The following is a 23,664-nucleotide window of genomic DNA, read 5'->3' as shown; positions in this document are numbered from 1 at the left end:
GGGGCATCCGTGTGGACAAAAAAGGCAGCAGCTGACCCCTCCTGGGTTAGCTGCTGCCTTTGCCTTGACCGCGGGGCGCCGTTATTTCCGGCGCCCGCGTCCTCCCGCGCTCCGGCCTCTGCCGCCGGGAGCGGATGGGCGGCCCGTGCCGCTCCGCTTGGCATCCCGGCCGCCGCGGGAACCGCCAACCGGCGCGCCGCGTTCCGCGCGGGCCGCTTGGCCCCGGCCGCCGCCAGCGCTGCGGCCGTCACGCTGCCCGGCCGCACCAGTGCGGGAGCGGCCGGCACCTGCACCGCCTGCGCCGGCTTCGCTTCCGGCGTAGGCGCCGCGCGCCCGCTTGGCCTCGCCGCGGGCGCCTCTGCCTTCACCGCCCGCGCGTGCGGGGCGGTCATCCCGGCGCGGACGGCCTTCGCCGCGCCCGCCGTCTCTGCCGCCGCGTCCGCGTTCGCCCTGCTCCGCATGGATGGAGCGCGCCTTGGTCCCCGCGGCGGTGATGCCGGCGCCCTTGTCATACCGGCGCCGTTCAATGTTGTACTGGATGTGCTGCTCGATGCTTGCCAGCTCGCCTTTGTCTTTCGGGGCGACCAGCGTGATGGCCATGCCCTTCTCCCCGGCCCGGCCCGTGCGGCCGATCCGGTGGATATAACTCTCCACGTCATGCGGAATATCGTAGTTAAACACGTGCGTGACGCCTTCCACGTCAAGCCCGCGGGCAGCCACATCCGTGGCGACCAGCAGCTGCAGTTTCGCCTCGCGGAACCGCTTCATGACCGCTTCACGCTTCGCCTGCGAAAGGTCGCCGTGCAGCTCGTCCGAGTTATAGCCTTGTTCGAGCAGCGCCTCGTTCAGCGTCGACGCCCGCCGCTTAGTGCGGCAGAATATGATCGCCAGAAACGGTCGGTAGGTGTCGATCATGGAGATCAGCGCCTCCTGCTTCGTCCGGTCCGTCACTTCCACGACGATCTGCCGGATATGGTCCAGCGGTACCGGCGATTTCTCCCCTTTGATCACCACGTCCTCCGCGTCCCGGGTATAGGCTGCCGCAAGCCGCTTGACCTCGGCAGGCATCGTGGCCGAGAACAGCATCGTCTGGCGCTTGTAGGGCAGCGCTTGAATCAGCGTCTCGACCTCGTCCAGGAAGCCCATGTGCAGCATTTGGTCGGCTTCGTCCAGCACGAGCATTTTGACGCGCCCGAGCTCCAGCGTGCCACGCCGGAGGTGATCCAGCAGCCGGCCCGGCGTGCCGATGATCAGCTGGCGCCCTCCTTCGAGCTTCCGCAGCTGCTTCTCGACGTCCTGTCCGCCGTACACGGCCAGAATTCGGATATCGGTCCCAGCTGCCAGCTTTTTTGCTTCCTCGGTAATTTGCAGCGCCAGCTCGCGTGTAGGCGCAACGACAAGCGCCTGCGGGTACAGCTGCGTCGGGTCTATTTTTTGCAGCATCGGCAGCATAAAGGCCAGCGTCTTGCCGGTTCCTGTACGTGCCCTCGCGATCACATCGCTCCCTGCAAGCAGGAGCGGGATCGTCTCCACTTGCACCGGTGTCGGGATGGCAATACCGTTCGCCCTCAGTGTATTGACCAATGATTCGTTAACGCCCAAACTTGAAAACTTCAACAAAAATGCACCTCATTCATTAAGTTCCGCCTTTAGCGGGATATATAGTGGATTAACTCGGTTCAGACGCTTGTACTTCTATATCTTAAAAAGGAGGACCGTCACGTGACCCGTGCAGGGCCGCCGGACAGACCTCCCTTAAAGGATGAAATGAAAAACGCATGAATAACAATGTATGGATCATAATGGCGGCAATACGGACAGCTAAAACCTGCCGGATTTAAATATGGAAAACAGCAGCCACAGCACCATCAACAGCGCCACAATAAAGCCGGTTCCGATCACCGGAAAATGCCACAGCACCGAGGATTGCTGATTCAGGGAAGAACCGATGATCAGTCCGACCATAATGATGCTGAAGGCAAGCAGCACGATGCTGAAAGACAGCCGGTTGCTGATCTGGTCGAGCTTCCTCATCAGGGCTTCCATCTCCGGAACGCTGATCTCAACCTTCAGCTTGCCCTTGCTGATTAACGATGAAATCTGCCTTGCCTGGTCCGGCAGGTCAAACAGCGCCTCCGCCAGACCCGCCGCTCCGCCCAGCAGCTTCTTGCGCAGGTTGCGGGTGCTGAAGCGGTCCTTGATCAGCTTCCGTCCAAACGGCTCCGCCATGTCGATGATGCTGAGCGTAGGATCCAGCTTCTCGATGACGCCTTCCATCGTCAGCAGCGCCTTGCCGAGCAGCGTCAGATCAGGCGGAATCATCACTTTGTGACGCTGGGCGACCGCGAACAGATCGTTCAGCGCCGTCCCCATGCTGATTTCGGAAAAAGGAATATTATAGTACTGCTCCCGCAGACTGTCCAAATCTCTGCGCAGCTCGCGAATATCGCCGTCTTCCGGCATCATGCCCAGCCTCAGCACGGCGCGGACCATGCTGTCGGTGTTTTTCCGCATCAGGGCGATAATCAGCGAAGACAGATGATCCTTCATCTCCTCGCTAAGCCGTCCCACCATACCGAAATCCAGATAGGCAAGGCTGCCGTCCTTACGCACGAGCAGATTGCCCGGATGCGGATCGGCGTGGAAAAAGCCTTCGATGAAAATCTGGTGCAGCATGCTCTCCACGAGCTTCTCGGCCGTTTCCTTCAAGTCATATCCCTTCGCCACAAGCTCCTCCTGATGGCTTAAAGAGATGCCCCGGACGTATTCCATCGTCATGACGCGCGAAGATGTATACTGCCAAAATATTCGCGGGATGCACACGGTCTCATCGTTCTGAAACTGAAGTGCGATTTTCTCCGCGTTGCGGCCCTCCTGGGTATAATCCAGCTCAGCCCGCATGGAGCTCGCAAACTCTTCCACCAGGCGGGCGATTTGGTACTGCTTGACCCACACCCAACGCTTCTCCGCTAGCGCGGTCAGGTCCCTGAGGATTTCCAGGTCTCTGACCACCATCTGCAGAGCGCCCGGACGCTGGACTTTGACCGCTACATCCTCGCCGGTCTTGAGCTTGCCGAGATGAACCTGTCCAATAGAAGCCGCCGCAATCGGCGACTCTTCAAACCATGAGAAAATATCCTCGATGGCGTCGTCCAGCTCCTGCTCGATAATGCCTTTGGCCGACTCGGACGAGAAGGGCGGAACCTGATCCTGAAGCTTGATCAGCTCCCGGATGATCGGCTCCGGCAATAGGTCCGACCGGGTGCTGGCCAGCTGCCCCAGCTTGACGAAGGTCGGCCCCAGGTCTTCCAGAACCAGCCGGATCCGTTCCCCCAGCGTCTTGGTTTGCGGCGTCTGATGGGTGATCCACCGTTTTGGGATGGACAGCATCTGGAACAGGCCCAGCTCCTCTACGATATAACCAAAGCCATGACGCATAAGCGCCATGGCGATCTCCCGGTAACGACCGGTATGTCTGATGCGCAGTGCCATCTTATTCCGCGGCCGGCCCGGAATGCTCTGCTTCGAGCTCCGCCACCCTCTTCTCCAATGTTGCAATGCGCTGTTCCAGACTGACGATATCCTGATCGGAAGGAACGTGAATGTCCGTTAATACACGCCGAACCTGGTCTTGAATCCACGTTTTAAATTGGGACTGCTCCTCCTCGCCGCGTTCCACCAGCCGGTTGACCAGATCCTTGGATTCCGACGGCGCCAGCTCGCCCCGTTTGACCAGATCGTCCACGATCTTCTCGACTTTCTCTTTGCTCACAATGGTAAGGCCCCAACCTAATGAAATTGCTTTTTTAAACAGATCACTCATGGTTATTCCTCCCAAAGCTATAGTCAATATATTATACCCCCAAATGATGGGTCATATAAACCCGGGGGCCGTATTAACCCGGAAGATGCGCCGCCCACTGCGCGGCCTGCAGAATAAGCCGGCGGATCTGCGGATGGAGGAATGTCGGCTCGTGATGCCCCGGCATCAGAAAGGCGACTCTTCCCATACCGTAGCTATGCTTCCAGGCCGCCGGATGCCACGTTCCTTCCAGTTCGTATTCCAGCAGCACGGTTCTTTCGCCAAACGGGTCAAAATCAATCTGGTACGGCTCTTCGTCGAGTTCAAAAGGCTCGATGCCTTTCGTAACCTGGTCCTCTGCGCTCACCCGGAACGACAGCGGCTGGTACGGCGGATGACCGTTAAAACGGCCGCCGGCCAGCTGGGCCAGCTCATAGCGCCGGTTGCCGATAGACAGGCCGTTATGGATGACAAGCAGGCCTCCTCCCTGGCTCACGTAAGACAGCAAACCCGCTGTCTGCTGCGGAGACACCTTCTCGTCCCACAAGTCGAAATAGCATATGCAAAGGTCAAACGGCTTCAAATGCTCCTCGAGCAGCAAATTTTTGTTTTCGCTGCATTGAACCGAAATGACATCGTTCAAAATATGGCTGATCTGCGCGTCTACCCCCTGCAAAGGGTGAAATTTCGGATGTGTGTAATCACCGAGTAAAATGCTTTTTTTCTTGTTCATTATGTTCCTCCTTGCTCGCTCTCGTTCCCTATAGCATTCCACACTTTCTGGAAAAAACCTTTAATTCCTTTCGTTTTGATGAAGGAAAAAGGGATGCAGCCAGCCGCATCCCCCGTCTGTATAGACATATCCCTTCCGTCAGTTTCGAACAAAATACCTTCCCAGTTCCACCATCATGCTGCCCATCCGCTCATCTTCCTCCGGCGAGCAGACGCGTTCGATGCCTTCTTCCCGCAACGCCTGGGCCGTAATTTTGCCGACAGCCGCCGCGACCACCGGTCCGGAGAAAGCCGATACCAGCTTCGGGAGCTCGCCCTTCGCCCGGGCGTACTCGATCAGGTTGCGCACCTGCGGCCCGCTGGTGAACGCCACGGCGTCCAGCTCCGCTGCCGTAATTTCGGCGAGCAGCCGCGCAAGCTCCGCTTCCTCCGGAGCAATATGCTGATACGGCAGCACTTCCCGCACCCGGGCCCCCTGTTCCTGCAACCAGGCCGTCAGCTTCGGGGCCGGATCGCCGTGCAGCTGAAGAATGACGTCAGCCCCTTGAAACGGATAAGACGTCAGCCCCCGGATCAGACCGGCCGTGCTTCCATCGTCATCCCGTACGATCGGGATCAGCCCTCTCTTCTTCAGCGCATTCACCGTCTTGTACCCGCGGGCGGCAATGGACGAGCCCTGCAGCGCTTCGAGCAGTGCAGCGCCAGCCCCCATCTCCTCCGCCACCTGATCGATGGCGTCGAGCCCCATGCCCGTCGTCAATATGACCCAGGCGGGTGGATTGGCGATCCAGGCTTCAATATCCTTGCGCAGCTTCACATCGTCGAGGAATACCGTTCCCTGTGCGGGACGAATCAGCGGAATGCCTCCCATATTCTCCACAAGTTTGGCCATTTCGGCCGCTTTGCGGGGACCGGTTAACGCAATTTTTTTACCTGCCAAATTCCGAGCCATGCATCCTTCTCCTCATCAGGGTTCATGGAACCCGCCACTGTTTTACTAAACAGTATACTTGAAATTCCGCCCAAGGAGATGAAAAGATTCACAGACTTTTGACGGCAGCGGCGTTCTGGCGCTTCAACAGGCGGTGCCTTTTACGCTGGTTATACAAGAATCGAACGACAAAAAAGGAAATGACGCCAAGCACCAGGCCGAACACCGACATGCCGATCAGCACGTGAAGACCACCCTGCAGCAAATGCTTAAATATGGTGAAATCGCCGGACAGCAGGTTTCTCCAAGCATGTTCCTGGACCGGAATATCCACCACTTTTTTCGGAAAAAACCATTCTCCGATTTTCTTGGCAAAAGGGAGGAGGACGATAGGAAGGAAAGTGAGCTTGCCGATGACATTGCCTATAATAGCTGCCGGAAGCGAGCCGCCGGCCAACCTTACCGTAGGGTAAAAAATCAAATACACCAGCGATCCGGTGGAAATGACGATCATCTCGAGCCCGAACCCGAGTGCAAATCCGAGCGACACTTTGCGTGCTCCACCCGGGGAACGGAACAGCTTGATCATGTTCAGCTTGATTTTCCGGTAAAACTTATGAAAAATGTTGTGCTTTTTCGATTTGGTTGTCATGTAATCACCCTTCAGGTTTGCCTAGCAGGCAGGACATCCCCTTCAGCCGCAGGCTTCAGGGCCGCCCGTTCCTTCTATTGTATCACTTTTATCCCCTCTAATCTAACCGAAAGAGCCTGTTTTATTATTGCCGACAGAAGGATCAGGTAGCGTCCTCCCGGGGTTCCTGCATCCGGGGTTTTCGATGGGGCCGATGGAACAAAAAGATGAAGATCGGCAGCACGATGACAAACACCAAGGCCACGACTGTCCACTCCCTGTCGAATCGGAACACTTCGACCGAATTGGGATAGATCCAGAATGCTGTGACCACGGCGAATAACCCGATGGGCGAGGTCATCATTTTTCCAGAAATCTGCGGGATCATCGTTTTTAATCCGTAACAAATGATGAACAAGCTGGTGGCGATATTCAGCAGAACTGCCGGAAACCAGAGGCCAACGAGCGGCATGTCGAACCGATCGAGGAAATCCGTTATTTTAATCTGCCGGGACATTTCGTAAGACGGGTACATCAGGCTTTCGGCAATGGGGATGCCTACCAGCAGCGAAATCATAATGACGATCAGCAGCAGCAGCCCTGTCGACAGGAGCAAAGCGTACATCCCGTCACGGATCCGGTAATCTTTGCTTGAGAAGATGAACGGGAGCGCCAAGATCTGGCCCAGGTAAGAAAAGACGACCCAGCTCCCTTTGCCGACGCCCGCCCAATCGACATAAAAGTAAGGCTTGATATAGCTGAAATCAAAATCCTTGGCAACGATAAACGGTATGATGAGGACCACCGTTGTCATCATCGGCCCATACAGGTCGGCAATGCCCATCACCGTCTGCACGCCTCCTCTGGCAATAAAAATCACCGTCGCCGTAATCGCAATAGAAATGATGAAGATCGGCGTGAGCGGCAGCAGGACGACATTGGTAAAGTCGGCAACCATACGGATATCTCTGGCCAGGATGATAAAGAAAAATATCAGGTACAGGAAGGTAATCACTCTTCCGAGTACTTTATGCCGGCCGTTCAGCGATTGGAACAGGTCCTTCCCGGGGAACCGCTTGGCGCTTTTGGACAGCAGCAGAAACATCAGCGCAACGACGAGTCCCGCCGGAAAAAAGGACAGGTAGGCGTGCTGCTTGGCATAGTTGGCCAGCTCACTCGGTACGTGGATTAATGTGGTGTTCAAGATGTAGGTAATTCCGAGCATCCTAAACTGCCGGTTCGTCACTTTATTCACAGCCCTGCCTCCTTTATTGCGATGTCACATTCAAAAAGGAACGAATTTGTCGAGATAATGTCCCGCCAGTACCGATCCGTACACGACGTGGCCAAACTGCAGGCAGTAGGCCCATATTCCGAACCCGCCTGCGAGCAGAATATAGGCCATCCAGCGGTTAATCCCCGGAATGTCGCGCATGACCTTCCGATCAATCAGGATTACCAATATAGCGGCCAAGATATACAGCCCCAGAAGCTTAATCATTCCTGATTTCCTTTCTGCCGAAGGGCTTGCCGACGGCTCCGATATTCTCGATATGAAGCTCAGGTTTTACGATAACCCTGACCTCAGGATATACTTTCTTCCAATTGCCCTTAAATCTCTGCCAGGCCTTCGGGTCGTGCTCGTAGATCGTCCTGCCGAATCCCAGAATATCCGAATTGTATTTATGCTGCAGAGAACGCATGGCGAGCTGCACTTTATCGACAATCTCCTCGCTGGCCCGGCGCTCCAGGTCCCGGAGGCTATGCTCATCGCTGATAATGCTGTTTGAATCATTTTCGTACACGGCACCCTTGGCGTAAATTTCGATGGTCATCGTGATATCGTTGCCGCGGACAACCGGTTTCAGCTTGGCCTCATTTTCACTGAAACGGATGGAAATGTGGCCCTTGCCTCCGGGCCCGTCGACGATAATATCCGGTGAGGGGGCCTGGTTCATGGCCAGATTGATGATTTTGCCTTCCTGCCCTTCCAGGGCTCCCACGAACTTGTCTTCATCAAATAGGGCCAGGCCCGTAACCTGGATATTATTTTTGGACGTTCCCACGCCCGGAGGTACCGCTTCTTGAATAGATAGGTACGGAAGGGCCACGTCCACGCCATCTGTCATGAGCGTGTTGACCAGCTGTTTCAGCGAGTCGGGCCTTTTCGTGAATTCGTTGATCAGCTCCCGGATCATCTCGCTGGAGAATTGCTCCATCGGCGCTGCGGCGTCCAAAATTTTGTACGCCGATCCGCTTGTCACCGCCACCAGCGATGACAGGCGATTCTGAGGAATCCGGGCAAATTGGTCCAGCATCGGTGCAATGCCGTCCCTGGCGAAATCCTCGCCGATAAGCAGCACGCGCCGGTGGGAGAAGGAAAGGTTCCGGGAGTTGCCGGCCTGGATTTCCATATTGGCGCTGCGCAGCGTAATGCCCGTTTTCGATTCCAGGTAGTAGGACTTTCCGCCGCTGGTGCCTCCGCCGCCGCCTTTGCTGCCTGCCCCGCCTAAATTCCCCGGCAGGGCGATCTGGAGGGCACTTCGGTACATCCCGTTTTCCTTGTCGACGGAAGATCCGATGACGAAGGCAACGTCGTTGATTTCTTTACGGTCCCAGCAGCCGGCCAGCGCAAGCGGGCTCAGGAGCAATAGACCGGCTACCGCCCATTTCTTGATCATGTCCATATCACCACACCTTGTTTGATTGCGGGGTACCATTGATCTCCTTCTTCTCGCGCACCCGGTCTTTCTTCGATGCCCAGGATGGGCGCCGCTTCATCTTCCACCATGGGGCGCGAACGAACACGTCCTTGTTATCCTGAACATGGAAAGGGCTGATGCCGGACATATACGGTACGCCAAAGGAGGTCAATTGGGTCACGTGGACCAGAATCCAGACCGTGCCCAGCACGATGCCGAACAATCCGAACACCCCGGCCAGAATCATCAGCGGAAACCGCAGCAGGCGGACCGTGATGGCCAGGTTGAAGCGCGGAATCGTAAAGGAGGCGATCCCCGTCATCGACACGATAATGACCATTGGGGCCGATACGATGCCGGCTTCGACCGCAGCCTGACCGATAACGAGTGCCCCCAGGATACTGACTGCCTGGCCGACGGTTTTCGGGAGCCTTACGCCTGCCTCGCGCAAGGCCTCAAAGGAAATCTCCATAATGAGAGCCTCGACGAGCGCAGGAAACGGAATTGCCTCCCGGGCAGCCGCGATGCTGAGCACCAGGGTCGAAGGCAGCATGTCCTGATGATAGGTGGTCGTAGCAATATACAATGCAGGTAGGAAGAGGGCGATAAACACGAATAAATACCGGATCCACCGGATGAAGTTCGTGATGAAGAACCGCTCGTAATAATCCTCGCTCGCCTGCATCAGCTGAAAAAAGGTCACCGGACCGATGAGAACGAACGGCGTACCGTCCGTGAATATGGCAAAACGTCCCTCCAGCAGCTGGGCTGCTGCGGTGTCGGGGCGCTCGGTGTACTGGAGCTGGGGAAAAGGCGAATACGGATGGTCCTCGATCATCTCCTCGATATAGCCGGATTCCAGTATTCCGTCGATTTCAATGTCCTTGAGCCGCTTCTCGACGTCCCGGATCATCTTGGGATTCGCCAGTCCCTCGATGTACGAAATGACCACATCCGTTTTGGTCTCTGTCCCGAGAACGATGCTCTTCATCTTCAGCCTCGGAGACTTAATTTTGAAACGCAGCAGCGCTGTATTGACGCGAAGCATCTCCGTGAATCCTTCACGCGGCCCGCGGATGACCGCTTCGGTCTCCGGCTCGGATACGGTTCGGCGCAATCCGCCCTTCACATTGAACAGGTGGGCTTCCGAATACCCGTCCACCAGGATGACCGCGCTGGAATTCATCAGCCCCTCGATGACGTCCCCCCACATGGTGGCGCTGTTGACCTGGGACAGGGATACGCGCGTATTTTCCAATGGTTCCAGATCAGGGTCTTGCTCCTTGCTCTCGTCCCCCTCATTCTTCAGGCGCACCAATCCCTGGATAATGGGCTGAATCATATGGATCTGAAGTTCTTCGGAGAACACGATCCCTTCCACGTATACGAGCAGGCCCTCAACGCCCGGGGCAACCTCCATGCTCCGGTAGACCATGTCCGAGCAGTCATCGAAGATATCCTTCAGCATCTCCGTATTGACTTTCAGATCCTTCTGGATCGGCACCTTATCCAACGAAGGAGACGGCAGACCCAGTGCCCTGCCTGTTGGAAGGGCCATGCGCGGCTTATCCGGTGTTGTACCGTCTTTTTTCATCTCCACTAGTCACCTCGATTTCCGCTCCTTGCCAGCAAGAAGGAATTTATCTGTAGGTTGTGCCAGAATTGGATAAATTATGTGGATGGCTCGGGGAATGTACAAAAAAGGCGCCACCCGCTTGCAGCTTCGGGTGGCGCCTGCCTATTCATCGCCGTTAGATTTTAAATTGTGCGACCTGTTCGAGCAGCTGCTCAGCCAGCTTGTTCAGACTGGCCGCCGAAGAGGCAATCTCCTCAATGGAGGCAAGCTGTTCCTGGGCGGAAGCCGAGACGGCCTGTGTGTTGCCTGCGGCTGCTTCCGAATACCCCTGAATGAGCCGAATCGACTGTTCGACGCTTTCGCCGCTCTGCGCAAGCGAGCGCGACGCCTCGGCGGCCGAGGCGATGTCCACGCTGGCTCCTTTGACGGCCTTGCGGATCCGCGTGAATGACCGTCCTGTCAAATCCACCGCCTCGATACCCTCGGACACCCTCGTCTTCGCGTCGTTCATGGCGGACAGAATCCGTGTCATCTCGCCCTTCATGCCGCTGACGAGCGCCTCGATCCGCTGGGCCGATTGCTCCGACTGCTCCGACAGTTTCCGCACCTCGATCGCAACGACCGCGAAGCCCCGTCCATGCTCTCCGGCTCTGGCCGCTTCGATCGACGCGTTCAGCGCCAAGAGATGGGTCTGCTGGGCAATGCCTGTGATCAAATTGACGATTTCGCCGATTTGGGAAGTACGCTCGTTCATCGTATCCACGATGCCGTCGAGATCGCTGACCGTCTCGTGGATGCTCTGGATTTTGTCCGTGACGCTGATCACGGCCGCGTTGCCTTCTTCCGCCGACTGGGTCGTCCGCTGCATCGTCTGCATGACATCGTCCATGTTGGCCCGAATCCGCTCGGACTCCTTGGACATGACCTCCATGCTCACCATGCTCTGCTCCACACTGCGAAGCTGCTGCTCACTTCCGGCGGCGACCTCCTGGATGGCTTCGGTCACATGCTCGATCGCTTTGGTCGTCTGATCAGCGCCTGCCGCCAGCCCCTTGGCGGACGCGTTCACGTGTTCCGTGATTTCCTGGACACTGACGATCATTGTGCGGAGATTGTCCACCATCGTCTGGAAGTGACGGCTGAGATTGCCGATCTCATCCCTCTTCGCCGTGTCCAGATCCTCCCGCAAATCCCCCTTGCTGATGCGCTCGGTCGCCAAGGTGAGCGCAGAAATCGGCTTAATGATCGAGCGGATATTGAACAGGATGATGGCCAGGGCAGCCAGAATGGATATCGAAATGACCAGGATCACCGTGTTGCGGATGCCGCTGACGGCACCGGCCACCTCTTTGTCGTACATCGTTCCGGCTATTTTCCACCCGGTGAGCTCGTTCGTCGTGAAGGACGCCCGCTTCTTCTCATTGTCGTATGTATAGCTGAATGTTCCTTCTTGGCCGGCAAACAGATGCTTGGTCACCACTTCTTCCGCGGGTTCCCCCGTCTTGTCCGGATGCACCACATAGTTTTTTGCCGTATCGACGATCACGATGTATCCGTCCTTGCCCAGCTTCATTTGGGTCAGGCTGCGAATCGTATCCAGATTGAGCTCGATCGACATGACGCCTTTGCCTGATGGGAGCATCTGGGCGATGGAAGCGGACATTTGGCCGTTGGCCGCTTTAAACACAGGCGAGATGGTCGTGCCCTTCCCCTGCTTGATCGCCCGGATATACCAGTCCTGCTTGCGGACGTCGTACCGTTCCGGCAGCGGGTCCTCGGAGGCCCGGACGAAATCGCCGCTATCCGTGCCCAGCAATATATCCTTGACCTCCTTATGCAGGGTGAGATACTGCCTCAGCTGAGCCTTGAGCTCGCCTCCCTTGCCGGTGGGATCGCTTTCAGCACTGGCTACATAAGGCTGCTGAATCAGGTAAGCGAGATCATCCACCTTGGCCTGGATGTTCTGCGTGATGATCCGGTCAGCGGATTGGCTGCTCTCCAGAGCGTTGGTCATCAGCGTTCCCTCAATTTTCCCTTTGGCCGACTGGTAAGACAGCATTCCGATCATGACGCTGGGAATGATCAGTACGACGAGATACGATACCAGCAACTTTCGTTTAATGGACAGCGACATTCGTTTCACTAGCAGTTTCCTTTCTACTGGGTAATCTGTATCTCCCACCCTCAAACTTGTTACTTGAGTCATGGTCTATATGAGCACATTATCACAGATTGTTCTTGCTCATCCCCATAACATTTCTACATATATCCATTTTCTTTAAAATTTTTGAACTTATCAATAGGTAATATGAACTAGTAAAAGCATCTCTCAGGTGTCATTCATCCGATAGAGTTCAAGGCATTTTCTCCGAGGGATACGGCGTTTTGCACAAAAAAACAGCCTGGTGCTATGCACCCAGACTGCTTGCCGACTTGCTGCTGATTATTGACTCCCGGTAAATAAAATCATCGCTGTTTGCCTCTGAAGGCAGACTATCGTTTTAACGCGTTCGTAATCCGTTCCTGCAGCGCCACGAGCTCTTCCCGAACGCGGGCGATCTCCTCGATTTTGACGTCCAGCAGGCCGATCTGCTTGGTAACCGCTTCCCCCATCTGCTCCAGCTCAGCCGTGCGCTGGTCATCGTCAGACGAGGACGAAAACTTGCTGCGGTGGAGCTCCACCTGCTCATGAATCTGCAAATACTCTTGAATCTCCTGCAGAGAAAAGCCGAGCACCTTGCGGGCCAACACGATATTTTTCAAATGCTGCACGTCATCTTCTGTATATAATCGCATGCCTCCGTCAGAGCGCTCGGGTGATTTGATCAGGCCGATTTCCTCATAGTAGCGGATCGTGCGCTTGGTCAGGCCGGTTTCCTTCGCCACATCATCAATTTTAAGCCAGTCCATTCCGTTCCTCCCATTCAAGATTCTCCCCCAAGTATATCGTTCTCCCCGGCGGAATGCCAATGCGCGGAGAGCGGCAGGCGGGGGACTCAAGGCAAATGAGAAAACAATCGAAACGCCGTCAGGCGCTCATGAATAGGGGGCAGAGAAGCACTAAACGCTGTCCTTCGGTTTTTCTCCGATCAAACCAAGCAAAAACATTTGGGAATAAGCAAACCCGCCATGAAGCTTCTGCACAATCGCGGGAACGGTCAGATCATGTTCCAGATACATCGAGAGGATGCGGTGCGTGAATTGTTTTTGATCCGTTAGAGAGAACTCCTGAAGCTGCTTTACAAAGTCCTTATCGATCTGCTCCCTCCCTCCTAGCTCCTGCTGCAGCCGGTAACCCGCCACATACAAATCAGCCGCCGTTTCTTCGTCGGTTTTACGGTGCTCGGCGACATAATCGGCAATCCAGTCCCTGACCAGGGTGGAAGTATCCTTATGATTATCCTTTGCCGCCTGCTGAAAGCTTTCTTTCAGCTCTTTCGGGAGACGGATATGCAAACTTGAATCCATTGGTCGTTCCTCCTATTTTAGCATCAATATACGTACGATATTACACACAATGTGTACACAATGTCAACACACATATCAAAAACAAGGCAGCCAACCCTAAGATTGACTGCCTTGTCCAGCTGTATCGTAACTTAAGCCTGCTGCGCTTTGCGCTGTTCCAGCTCCTGAATGATTTCGGCGTATTTGCGATCCGTCAAATTATAGAAGAAGATCAGGACCATCGCGCCCAGCGTCAGAATGGCCGGAGCCAGCGTGAGCGAAAAAGCGATGCCGTGCAGCGCGGTAACCGTCTGTGCCTGGTTAGCCACATACCCGGTCAGCGTAAGCAGAATACCAGAGAGCGAGCCGGCAAGCGCCGTCGCAACCTTCTGGGCGAAACTGAAGGAAGCATAGCTGATACCTTCGGCCCGGACCCCGGTTTTCCATTCGCCGTAGTCGACCGAGTCCGCCGCCATCGTCCAGCCGACGACCCACGGCACGGTGAGGGTCAAGCCGATCAAAGCCGAGAAGATAAAGATCAGCGTAATGCTGCTGTAGCTCGTAAAGTACAGACACACGCTGCCGACGATCGTGATCAGAAAAGCAAGCTGAAGCGTGTTTTTCTTGCCGATTCTCTTTTCCACAAAAGGAACGCAGGCCATGCCGATCATGCCCATCAGAAGGACCACCGGGATGTAATACGCCGCCAGGTCCTCCCGGCCTACATTATATTTGAAATAATACGCCGGAATGGCGAAGAAAATCGTATTGGCCCCGCCGCTCAGCATCATGGCAAAGGACGAGAGCAGGAGCGGTCTGTTTTTCGCCAACGTTTTCAATCCGCCCTTGGTGCTGACTTCCTTCTGGATCGGAATCCGCTCCTGCGTGCTCTTGAAGCAGCCCAGCAGCAGCACGATCGCTACGATGGCGTACAGCCCCACCGTGTATTGATAGCCTTTGGCGGTGTTGTCGCCGCCGAACCAGCTGGCTAATGGGCTGGTGGCATACGATACGATGAGCGTCGCAACATTCGCGAAGATCATGCGGTATGTCATCAGCTTCGTGCGGTCTCTCTGATCCTGTGTAATGACAGGCGACATGGCCGAATAAGGAATGTTGACCAGGGAATACAGAAATCCGAGCAAAATATAAGTCACGTACGCATAAACCAGTTTACCGGTGTTCCCCATATCCGGCGTCGAGAAGCATAATACGAACATAACCGACAGCGGAATGCTGCCGAACAATAAATAAGGTCTGAAGCGTCCCCATCTTGAATTCGTTTTATCGACGATCATCCCGATGATCGGGTCAAAAATGGCATCCAAGAACCGGGCGACCAGAAACAGCGATGCGACGGCCGCCGGGCTGATGCCGTAGACGTCCGTGTAGAAGAACATCAGGTAGACCGACGTCATGCCCCACACAAAGTTGTTGGCCGCGTCGCCCAGCCCGTATCCCATCATTCTGAATGAGCTGAGCTTGCCGTACACTGATGCCGCTGATGTTTTAGCTCCCATGTGATTGCCCCACTTTCAAAAATTCTTCATTCAGGATGTTTAGGTGAGCTCCTGATATATTCAATTATAGGAAACGCTTGATATCGCTTTCATCGCGTTTTTTGCTCAGAACCTTCACGTTTTTTGTTGAACCGGTCCGGCTGCATCCGGGTCCCTGCGGCAGTTAGGGAAATTATGACGCCCGAAAAGCGCAAAAAAGGTACAGCCGTTCCAAAGAACAGCTGTACCTTATAGAGTGAACGTTATGGGCTGTACTTAAACCTTCGTCTGGTGAACCGAAGCGAGCAGCTCGTCGACTATCGATTCAGGCGAGCGCTCAATCAGCATTTCCTGACCGTACAGCTGGATCAGCTTGATGAGCGGAAAGTCACCAAGAAACTCAAGCGACTGTTCGCTTAGCGAAATCGGATCGGAAATTTGCCCGTTCATACGCTCCATGAACCGCTCCAGCACTTCCCAGGACCGGGACTCCGCCATCCAATCGCGAATGAGGCTGTATCGGTGCAGACTTGGACTCTGCTGCGACTCAAAAGCCATGTCTACCCGTGCCGTCGCGCGGATATCCGCAGAGGAGCTGCCGGCCATGAGCGTGAACCAGCCGCTTTCCGCCACCCATTGCCCCCGCTTGGGATCATAGTAAGAGAAGTCCCGCGGGGCCAGCTTAAAGACGGCAGTCTTCGTTTCCCCGGGCTCCAGCTGCAATTTGCAGAAGCCTTTCAGCTCCTTGACCGGCCGGATCAGGCGGCTCTCTTCGTCCCGAACATAGAGCTGGACGACTTCCTGACCCGCGCGGTCCCCCGCGTTACGGATATCCACTTCGACCGTCGTCACCCCGCCAGCTGTGCGGGCGCGTAGGTCGCCGTACTCAAACGACGTGTAGGACAAGCCGTGGCCGAACGGGAACAGCGGCTCAAGCTCCTTTTTGTCGTAATAGCGGTAACCGGTAAAAATCCCTTCGCTGTACACCGCCTGCTGGTTGCCGTCGCCGAATGTAAGGTAGGATGGCGTGTCTGACAGCTTCACCGGGAACGTCTCGGACAGCTTGCCGGAAGGGTTCACCCGCCCGAACAAGATGTCCGCCACCGCCCGGCCGCTGCCCTGTCCGGACAGCCACATCTCCAGCACGGCCGGCACGCCGCCGATCCATTCCTGCATCGCCACCGCCGTACCGTTGCACAGGACGACGATGCAGTTCGGTTGAGCCGCTGCAACTTCCTGGATTAGCTTCACCTGGGCCGGCGGCAGGTCGATCGTCTTGCTGTCGTATCCTTCGGATTCCGTGCCTTCAGGCTGGCCGACGAAAAGGACAGCCGCTTCTGCCTGGCTGGCCAGCCGCACGCTCTCTTCGATCAGAGCGTCGTCCGGCTCGTTGTCGTTGCGGTACCCTTCCGCGTACGCCAGCTGGTCCTCCCCGCCAACCATCGCCGCGATTTCATCGTACGGGATGTCCAGGCGGGTCGGCGTTACCCGTGCGCTTCCGCCGCCCTGGTAGCGCGGCTTCTTCGCCTTCTGGCCAATGACGGCTAGAAGGCGGAGCTTCCCGGCCGCAAGCGGCAGGAGGCCGTTCTCGTTCTTCAAGAGAACGATGCTCTCCGCTGCGGCCCGGCGCGCCAGCTCATGGTGCGCGTCCACGTCCCAAGGCTGCCGCGCCTCCTTGCTGCCGGCTGCGGCGGTGACCTTGGCAACCAGCTCCAGCATGCGCCGCACGGACGCATCCAGCACGCTCTCGTCCAGCTCGCCGCTCTGCACGGCGGAAACCAGCTTCACGGCGTTGTATTTCGCCGGTCCCGGCATTTCCAGGTCAAGCCCGGCCCGCAGGCTCTTCAGGCGGTCGTGGACGGCCGTCCAGTCCGACATGACGACCCCGTCATAGCCCCATTCTTCGCGCAGCACCTGGTGCAGCAGAAAATCATGCTCGCTGGTATAAGTTCCATTCAGCAGGTTGTACGAGGTCATCACCGTCCAAGGATTCGCCTTCTTGACGATGATTTCAAACGCGGTCAAGTAAATTTCCCGCAGGGTGCGTTCATCCACAATGGAATTCGAAACCATCTTCTCGGTCTCCTGGTTGTTGCCGGCAAAATGCTTGACCGATGCACCGACGCCCATGCGCTGCAGCCCGTTCACCATGGCCGCGCCCAGCTCCCCGGTCAGCACCGGATCCTCGGAATAATACTCGAAGTTCCGTCCGCCAAGCGGTGAGCGCTTCATATTGACGCCGGGTCCAAGCAGAATCTGCGTATCCAGCGCCAGACTTTCCCGGCCGAGGGCTTCGCCCACTTCCTCAATGAGCTCCGTGTTCCAGGTGGACCCCAGCGCCACGCCGGTCGGATAGCAGGTCGCCGGCATATTTTCCGAAAACAATCCCATTTCCTGCGTGCTTCCGGGCTTGCGGACGCCGTTGGTACCGTCAAACATCGTAATGGACGGAACGCCCGCCCGTTTAATCTCTTGCGTCTTCCACATGTCGGCTCCCGCGACGAGCGCCGCTTTCTCTTCCAGGGTCAGCGATTTCAGCAGCTTATCTATGGATGTATTCATGATGACTCATTCCTTTAATCATGGATTGTACATAGATTGAACTAAAGTTTTGCATGGAGCTTCCTGTTATATAACGGTCCAACCGGGCCTATAACATCCATTTCTTTAGTTCATCCCATGTAGACGTTTGCAGAATCAGCAAATGACTGCTTGTTCTCATTCTAACCCTGAAGCAAAAGCCCGTTCTTGTTCTCTTTTGCCTAAAAGCACCCCTTTTTTTGCGGTCATCCCCGGCTGCTGCAGGCATATCGCAAACAGCCCCGAATTTCCGTCCGGCACAGGAACGGGAAATTTCGGAGCAGTGTTCAATACTGTTTATGGAGCGTGATCAGCTGCACGCCGTGCGGCGGTACGGTGACCCGAACGGTATAGGAAGAAGCGTCCCGGATTTGGGACACCTTCAAGTCGGGCCCGCTTTGGCGGCGCAGATAGGCGACCTCATCCTTACTGGGAAAGTCCGGCGCTCCCATCGCCTGCCATGCGTCAAACACCGATCCGTGCTCCCGGTCCAGGGTGTAGTGCGACACCTTGTAACCCCCCTGCAAACCGCGAATGTCGAGGCTGACGTCCAGCGCCTCCTTGCTTTCAAACACGTCGTACCGGTTTTGCTCGCTGATGCCCGACCATTCGCCTTTGGCGTACAAGCTGTCCACATGTGTATAGTTGTACAGCAGCACCTGGATGTCTCCGTTCTCCTCGGTCGCGATATAATACGGCCCTCTGGCCAAGACCCGGCGGCCGAGCTTATTCAGCAGCGCAAAAGCGTAATAGGAGGGCTTCTTGAGCCCGTGCATGCTGATCAGCCCGAATCCGCCGTGAAACGGGCTGTCGCCCGCCCGCATCTCCTCAAAAATGTCGGTGAACGTCCAAAACCCGAGCGACTGCAGCAGGCCGATGGAATCGACCGCGTTTTTGATAATAAACGGCGCCATGAACATCGTGTCATGCAGCAGATTGTGCGGATACAAGGAAAAGTTCCATTCCGTCAGATGCAGCTCCAATGCCTCCGCCGGAGAATCGGCGATCCGTTCGCGGACCTTGTGGATCGTATCCACAAAAAATTCCGGCGGCTGTGTATGGGATAGACCACCGGAGCGCTCGTCCCCGGGCCAATATTCCGAATAGCTGTGGAAGGAAAAGAAATCGATATCCACTCGGTGCTCGTGGCAGTACTGCAGGAAGGTCTGAATCCAGTCCGTCTCCCACACGGTAATATAATTCAGCGCCGGCCCGCCGACCCGGAGATCCGGGGAGACCGACTTGATCGCCAGCGCGGTGGCGGCGTAAAATTCGAAATATTCCTCCTTCGTCCCCGACCAGCAGATCTCGATGGCATCCGGTTCGTTCCACACTTCAAAGTACCACTGCCGCACCTCTTCCATGCCGTAGCGGTTGACCAGATGCCGGACAAACTGGCGGATGAGCTCCGACCACTTGGCCATATCCTTCGGCGGCGATATGTTCCCTTTCCACCAAAAGAGGGTCTCATCCGAACGCTTCAGCTTGCCGGGCATAAACCCGAGCTCAACGAAGGGACGTATCCCTTGACCCAGCAAAAAATCGTACAGCTCATCGGCATAACTCCAATTGTACCGCGGAGTCCCATCCCCCAATTCGTCGTAAATCATCATCTCGTCATTGAAAATGCCGTGGAACCGGATATGTTGAAACGGCTGCTCCGCCTGAATTTCCGCCAGCTGCTTCCGCCAGTCCTCGCGCAGGCCTTCAGCGGCCCTTCCCGCCGTCAGCAGCCGGTTCCAGTGAGGCTCGTACGATTCTCCGGGAGCGTCCGCATCCAGAACGAGGCTTTCCTCAACGCTCCGCGCAGGGGCGGGCGGCATGGACGGTGCCGCAGCTTCAACCTGCGGCAGATGCCGGTACAAGCCCTCCAGCACTTTTACCGTATCGACCTTGATGTAGGAGCCGCTCTCCGATGTATCTCTCGTAAAAGGAAGATGCTTGTCATCCGCTCCTCCGCTCTGCCGCTCATGCTTCTGCCGGTACTCGGAAGGCGTCACGCCCATTTTTTCCTTAAAGCTCTTGTTAAACAGCTTCACATTGGCGAACCCGCAGTCCGCGGCGATGTCGATAATGTTGCTCGTCGTCTCCCTCAGCATCGTCTCCGCTTTTTCCAAACGGATGAGGGTCAAATATTTCTGAAAGGAGATGCCGATCTTGCTTTTGAAAAAGTGGGAGAAATAATAGAAGCTCAAATGCTCCTGTTCGGCCATCTGGTTCAGGTTGATTTTGTACATATAGTTCTCGTCCACGTATTGAATGATCCGGCGAAGGCGCTCGAGATCCACGTCGCTCGCATTCGCGCTGTCGTCCAGCCGCTCCGCGGTTGCGAAATATCGAACCAGCTGGCCCAGCAAAAGATGCAGATGCCCCATCACTTTGTCGCCGTAGCCGTCCTCCCGCTTGTTCAGCTCCCACATCATTTGGGCAAGACCGGAGCGGATGGGCGCAAAGCGGGCTTCGTCCGCAATCCGGGAGTTCACGGAGCTGCAGTCGATCCGGTTTTTGGACTGCTGCGGCTGGGCCTGGACCGTGCCGGGATCGACCTGCAGGGTAAGCAGGACGTTGGCCTCGCCGGTCTTATCGATTTTGTGCACGTCCATGCTGTTAATGACCAGCAGGTCCTCTTCCCGCAGGATCAGCCGTTCCTGGGCGACATGGATTTCCACCGAGCCTTTGAGGACGTAGATCAGCTCCAGCTCTTTATGCCAATGAAACGGAATATGGTCAATGCTGTTGATGAACAGCGTAAAAGGCATATGCTCATGGTGTTCGATAAACTCGTATCTGTGTTTCAATCCGATTTCCTCCACTTGGCTTTCTTGCCGCAACAGATTCAACGTAGAACTACTTTACAAGCTGCTCCGCCCGATGTAAAGCTGCGGCCCGGCGGGGGCCCTTGGCGTATCTAGAGCATTCCCGTTATCCGGTTGGCATAGACGAGCGATATATTCTCGGTCTGGAGAAAAAAAGACCGCCCCGAGCGCGGTATCGGGATACCCGCTGCAGGACGGCCTTCGCCATGCCTTATTCGATCATTAGGAGTTCAAAATTTGTTCGATCCGTTCCAGCACGTCCGCCGAAAGCTCAATGCCCGAGGCCTTCACGTTCTCGGTGACCTGCTCCGGACGGCTCGCACCCACCAGCGCGCTTGCCACATTCGGCTGCCGCAGAATCCAGGCCAGGGCCAACTGGCCTACTTTGACGTCCAGCTCGGCGGCGACCTTCTCCAACTGGCGCACCTTGGCGATCTTCTCTTCGCTGATGCGGTCTTCCTTCCAGCCGAGCTTGGCGGCGCGGCTGCCTTCCGGAGCCTGGCCGGGCGCCGTGTATTTGCCTGTCAGCAAGCCTTGCGCCAGCGGCGAGTAGACGACCTGGCCGATACCCTTCGCTTCGCCGAGCGGAATAACCTCGTGCTCGATCTCCCGCTGAAACATATTGTATACCGGCTGGTTTACGACGATGCGGTCCAGCAGGTAGCGGTCAGCCGTGCCGAGCGCGGCCTCCATCTGCGCCGCGGTCCACATGCTGACGCCGACATACAGCACCTTGCCCTGGCGAACCAGGTCATCCAGCGCCCGCAGCGTTTCGTCGATCGGCGTCTCGGCATCATACCGGTGACAGTAGTACAGGTCCACATAGTCGTGGCCCAGCCGCTTGAGGCTGGCGTCGCACTGCTCCATAATGTGCTTCCGCGACAGTCCCTGGTCGTTGGGCCCGTCCCCCATTTTTCCGAACACCTTGGTTGCCAGCACGTAAGACTCCCGCGGGTACGCCTTCAGCGTCTGCCCCAACAGTTCCTCGGCCGCACCCCGCTCGTACACATTGGCCGTGTCAAAGAAATTTACGCCCTCGTCATAGGCCGTCCGGATCGCCTGAACCGCATTTTCGCGCTCCACGTATCCGCCGTAAGTCAGCCAGCTGCCCAGGCTGATTTCACTCACTTTCAGTCCGCTTCTTCCCAGTCTCCGGTATTTCATCGTTGCATCAGCGCCTCCTTGTTCATATCGGGATTCCCCAATTGGCCGCCCTAAGGCAGGTTTTCTGCCCGCCCGCAGGACGATTTAGGCTTTCCCTACTATTGTAAACAACCCCCGCAGGGAAGAAAAGCCGCCGCCCGGGCAGGCTCCGTTTCTTTTTGGCGAAAAGTGGTAATAAATGAAATGAAAATACTTAGGAGGCTACGATGCTATGCAACCATCTGAACCGATATCCAATGAGCTACCGCAGTACCCTGAATCTTTATGGAGAGCGACAACGGACCTCCCTTCCTTTCCGCGTCTGGCGGAAGACATCAAGGTGGACGTTGCTATCGTAGGCGCGGGAATTGCAGGCATTACGACCGGGTACCTGCTTGCCCGGGAAGGGCTGAAGGTCGCCCTGATCGAAGCGGGGAAAGTACTGAACGGCACCACCGCACATACGACCGCCAAAATTACAGCCCAGCACGGCATGCTGTACGATGAACTGCTGAGCCATTTTGGGCAGGAACGGGCATCCATGTATTATCACGCTAACCGGGATGCGCTGCAATTCATCCGGGATACGGCGTCCAAGCTGAATATCGACTGCGGTCTCCATGAGGAAGACGCCTATGTATATATGGAGAAGGATAAGGATCTCAGTAAGCTGGAGAAGGAATTCGAAGCTTATGAGAAGCTGGGCATCCCCGGCGAATGGGTCAACAAGCTGCCGATTCCTCAGTTCGCATCGGGTGCCATCAAGCTGCCGGGACAAGCCCGGTTCCATCCGCTGCATTATTTGCGGCGTTTGCTGGAGGAATTCGTGAAGGCTGGCGGACAAGTATATGAGAATACGACGGTTCATAAGGTGGACAAGGAGGGGCCGTTAACGGTCGTCACCTACCGCGGAAGCCACAAGATTCAATGCAGCCATGTCGTCGCTGCTACCCACTTCCCGTTCCTGGATGAGGGCGGTTTTTATTTCGCGCGGCTGCATGCTGACCGCTCGTACGCGCTGGCTATGAAGCCGGAGACGGCGTTTGCCGGCGGCATGTATATCAGTGCGGACAAGCCGACGCGCTCGCTGCGGGCCGCCTCCTGGAACGGCGAAGAGGTGGTCATCGTCGGCGGCGAAGGGCATAAAACCGGGCAGCATATGTGCACCTTCTCCTACTATGAGGCGCTCGAAGCCTATGGGGGCAAACTGCTGGGCAGCAAAGGCATTCCTTTCCGCTGGTCAACCCAGGATCTGGTCACCATCGACAAAGTGCCGTACATCGGACAAATTACGTCCAAGGACGAAGGGATCTACGTGGCAACCGGCTTCAACAAATGGGGCATGACCAGCGGCACTCTCGCCGGGCGGATGTTATCGGATCAAATCATCGGCAGGGACAATCCGTACAGTGAACTGTACACGCCGTCCCGTTTCCTCGCGGACCCGTCGATTATGAACCTGGTGAAGGAAAATGCGGATGTGGCCGGAGAGCTGATTTCCGGCAAAGTCGGCCTCGTCCACACCCGGATCGAAGACCTGAATCCTGACGAAGGCGCCGTGGTCCGCCATAACGGTAAAAAAGCCGGTGCTTATAAAGACCCGGAGGGCAATCTTCATCTGGTGGATAACACGTGTACGCATATGGGCTGCGAGACCGAGTGGAACGCGGCGGAGCGGACCTGGGACTGCCCTTGCCACGGCTCCCGGTTTTCCTATGACGGGGTCGTGTTTGAAGGACCGGCCATCAAGCCGCTTGAGAAACTGGATGCACACGAGTAGACTGAATTAAGGAACGATACCACAA

The 23,664-nt window shown here is 56.2% G+C and carries 18 protein-coding genes; 1 reads left to right on the top strand and 17 read right to left on the bottom strand.

The window, feature by feature from the left end; genetic code table 11:
- Positions 1-81 precede the first annotated feature (81 nt).
- From GCU45_RS18600 to GCU45_RS18520, 17 genes are all read right to left on the bottom strand, one after another.
- A complete protein-coding gene (locus GCU45_RS18600) occupies positions 82-1,620 on the bottom strand; it encodes a DEAD/DEAH box helicase (protein ID WP_152399931.1) in 1,539 nt (512 codons plus the stop codon).
- 201 nt (positions 1,621-1,821) lie between these two features.
- Positions 1,822-3,492, bottom strand: a complete 1,671-nt coding sequence (locus tag GCU45_RS18595; protein ID WP_152399930.1) for an ABC1 kinase family protein — start codon at positions 3,490-3,492, stop codon at positions 1,822-1,824.
- Between the two features lies 1 nt (position 3,493).
- Entirely contained in the window at positions 3,494-3,823 is a 330-nt protein-coding gene (locus GCU45_RS18590) for a phasin family protein (RefSeq protein ID WP_152399929.1), read from the bottom strand.
- A gap of 73 nt (positions 3,824-3,896) precedes the next feature.
- Positions 3,897-4,535, bottom strand: a complete 639-nt coding sequence (locus GCU45_RS18585) for a ThuA domain-containing protein (protein WP_076171848.1) — start codon at positions 4,533-4,535, stop codon at positions 3,897-3,899.
- Positions 4,536-4,673: 138 nt separating this feature from the next.
- The gene (locus GCU45_RS18580; RefSeq protein WP_152399928.1) at positions 4,674-5,486 is read right to left on the bottom strand and encodes a uroporphyrinogen-III synthase; all 813 of its coding nucleotides are present in this window, start codon (positions 5,484-5,486) and stop codon (positions 4,674-4,676) included.
- A gap of 88 nt (positions 5,487-5,574) precedes the next feature.
- Positions 5,575-6,117, bottom strand: a complete 543-nt coding sequence (locus GCU45_RS18575; protein WP_152399927.1) for a DUF2062 domain-containing protein — start codon at positions 6,115-6,117, stop codon at positions 5,575-5,577.
- A 142-nt stretch (positions 6,118-6,259) separates the two neighbouring features.
- Complete coding sequence (locus tag GCU45_RS18570; RefSeq protein ID WP_152399926.1) at positions 6,260-7,351, bottom strand: GerAB/ArcD/ProY family transporter; 1,092 nt, start codon at positions 7,349-7,351, stop codon at positions 6,260-6,262.
- Between the two features lie 30 nt (positions 7,352-7,381).
- Positions 7,382-7,597 carry a hypothetical protein gene (locus GCU45_RS18565; protein WP_116233435.1) on the bottom strand — a complete coding sequence of 72 codons (216 nt, stop codon included), beginning with the start codon at positions 7,595-7,597 and terminating at the stop codon, positions 7,382-7,384.
- Entirely contained in the window at positions 7,590-8,777 is a 1,188-nt protein-coding gene (locus GCU45_RS18560; RefSeq protein ID WP_167527163.1) for a Ger(x)C family spore germination protein, read from the bottom strand. Before GCU45_RS18560 ends, GCU45_RS18565 begins: the two co-directional genes overlap by 8 nt.
- A gap of 7 nt (positions 8,778-8,784) precedes the next feature.
- Positions 8,785-10,356 (bottom strand): spore germination protein, encoded by a 1,572-nt coding sequence (locus GCU45_RS18555; protein ID WP_244364641.1) that lies wholly within the window; start codon positions 10,354-10,356, stop codon positions 8,785-8,787.
- A 193-nt stretch (positions 10,357-10,549) separates the two neighbouring features.
- Positions 10,550-12,508, bottom strand: coding sequence for a methyl-accepting chemotaxis protein (locus tag GCU45_RS18550; RefSeq protein ID WP_244364639.1), 1,959 nt, complete (start codon positions 12,506-12,508; stop codon positions 10,550-10,552).
- 359 nt (positions 12,509-12,867) lie between these two features.
- A complete protein-coding gene (locus GCU45_RS18545) occupies positions 12,868-13,284 on the bottom strand; it encodes a MerR family transcriptional regulator (RefSeq protein WP_105445556.1) in 417 nt (138 codons plus the stop codon).
- 150 nt (positions 13,285-13,434) lie between these two features.
- Complete coding sequence (locus GCU45_RS18540) at positions 13,435-13,842, bottom strand: ribbon-helix-helix protein, CopG family (RefSeq protein WP_076171863.1); 408 nt, start codon at positions 13,840-13,842, stop codon at positions 13,435-13,437.
- Between the two features lie 131 nt (positions 13,843-13,973).
- Positions 13,974-15,341: a glycoside-pentoside-hexuronide (GPH):cation symporter gene (locus GCU45_RS18535; RefSeq protein ID WP_076171865.1), complete on the bottom strand. Its 1,368-nt coding sequence runs from the start codon at positions 15,339-15,341 to the stop codon at positions 13,974-13,976.
- Between the two features lie 255 nt (positions 15,342-15,596).
- The gene (locus GCU45_RS18530) at positions 15,597-17,882 is read right to left on the bottom strand and encodes a beta-glucosidase family protein (protein WP_152399922.1); all 2,286 of its coding nucleotides are present in this window, start codon (positions 17,880-17,882) and stop codon (positions 15,597-15,599) included.
- A gap of 305 nt (positions 17,883-18,187) precedes the next feature.
- The gene (locus GCU45_RS18525) at positions 18,188-20,698 is read right to left on the bottom strand and encodes a GH39 family glycosyl hydrolase (RefSeq protein WP_152399921.1); all 2,511 of its coding nucleotides are present in this window, start codon (positions 20,696-20,698) and stop codon (positions 18,188-18,190) included.
- A gap of 240 nt (positions 20,699-20,938) precedes the next feature.
- Positions 20,939-21,880, bottom strand: coding sequence for an aldo/keto reductase family protein (locus GCU45_RS18520; RefSeq protein WP_152399920.1), 942 nt, complete (start codon positions 21,878-21,880; stop codon positions 20,939-20,941).
- Between the two features lie 211 nt (positions 21,881-22,091).
- On the opposite strand from GCU45_RS18520, the gene GCU45_RS18515 reads away from it, so the two are divergent.
- Complete coding sequence (locus GCU45_RS18515) at positions 22,092-23,639, top strand: FAD-dependent oxidoreductase (protein ID WP_152399919.1); 1,548 nt, start codon at positions 22,092-22,094, stop codon at positions 23,637-23,639.
- The last annotated feature ends 25 nt before the right edge of the window (positions 23,640-23,664 follow it).

This window comes from Paenibacillus cellulositrophicus (assembly GCF_009363095.1).
GTDB classification, from domain to species: Bacteria; Bacillota; Bacilli; order Paenibacillales; family Paenibacillaceae; genus Paenibacillus_AQ; species Paenibacillus_AQ favisporus.
The sequence above is the reverse complement of the archived record's forward strand: the minus strand, read 5'-3'. Positions and strand labels throughout refer to the sequence as shown.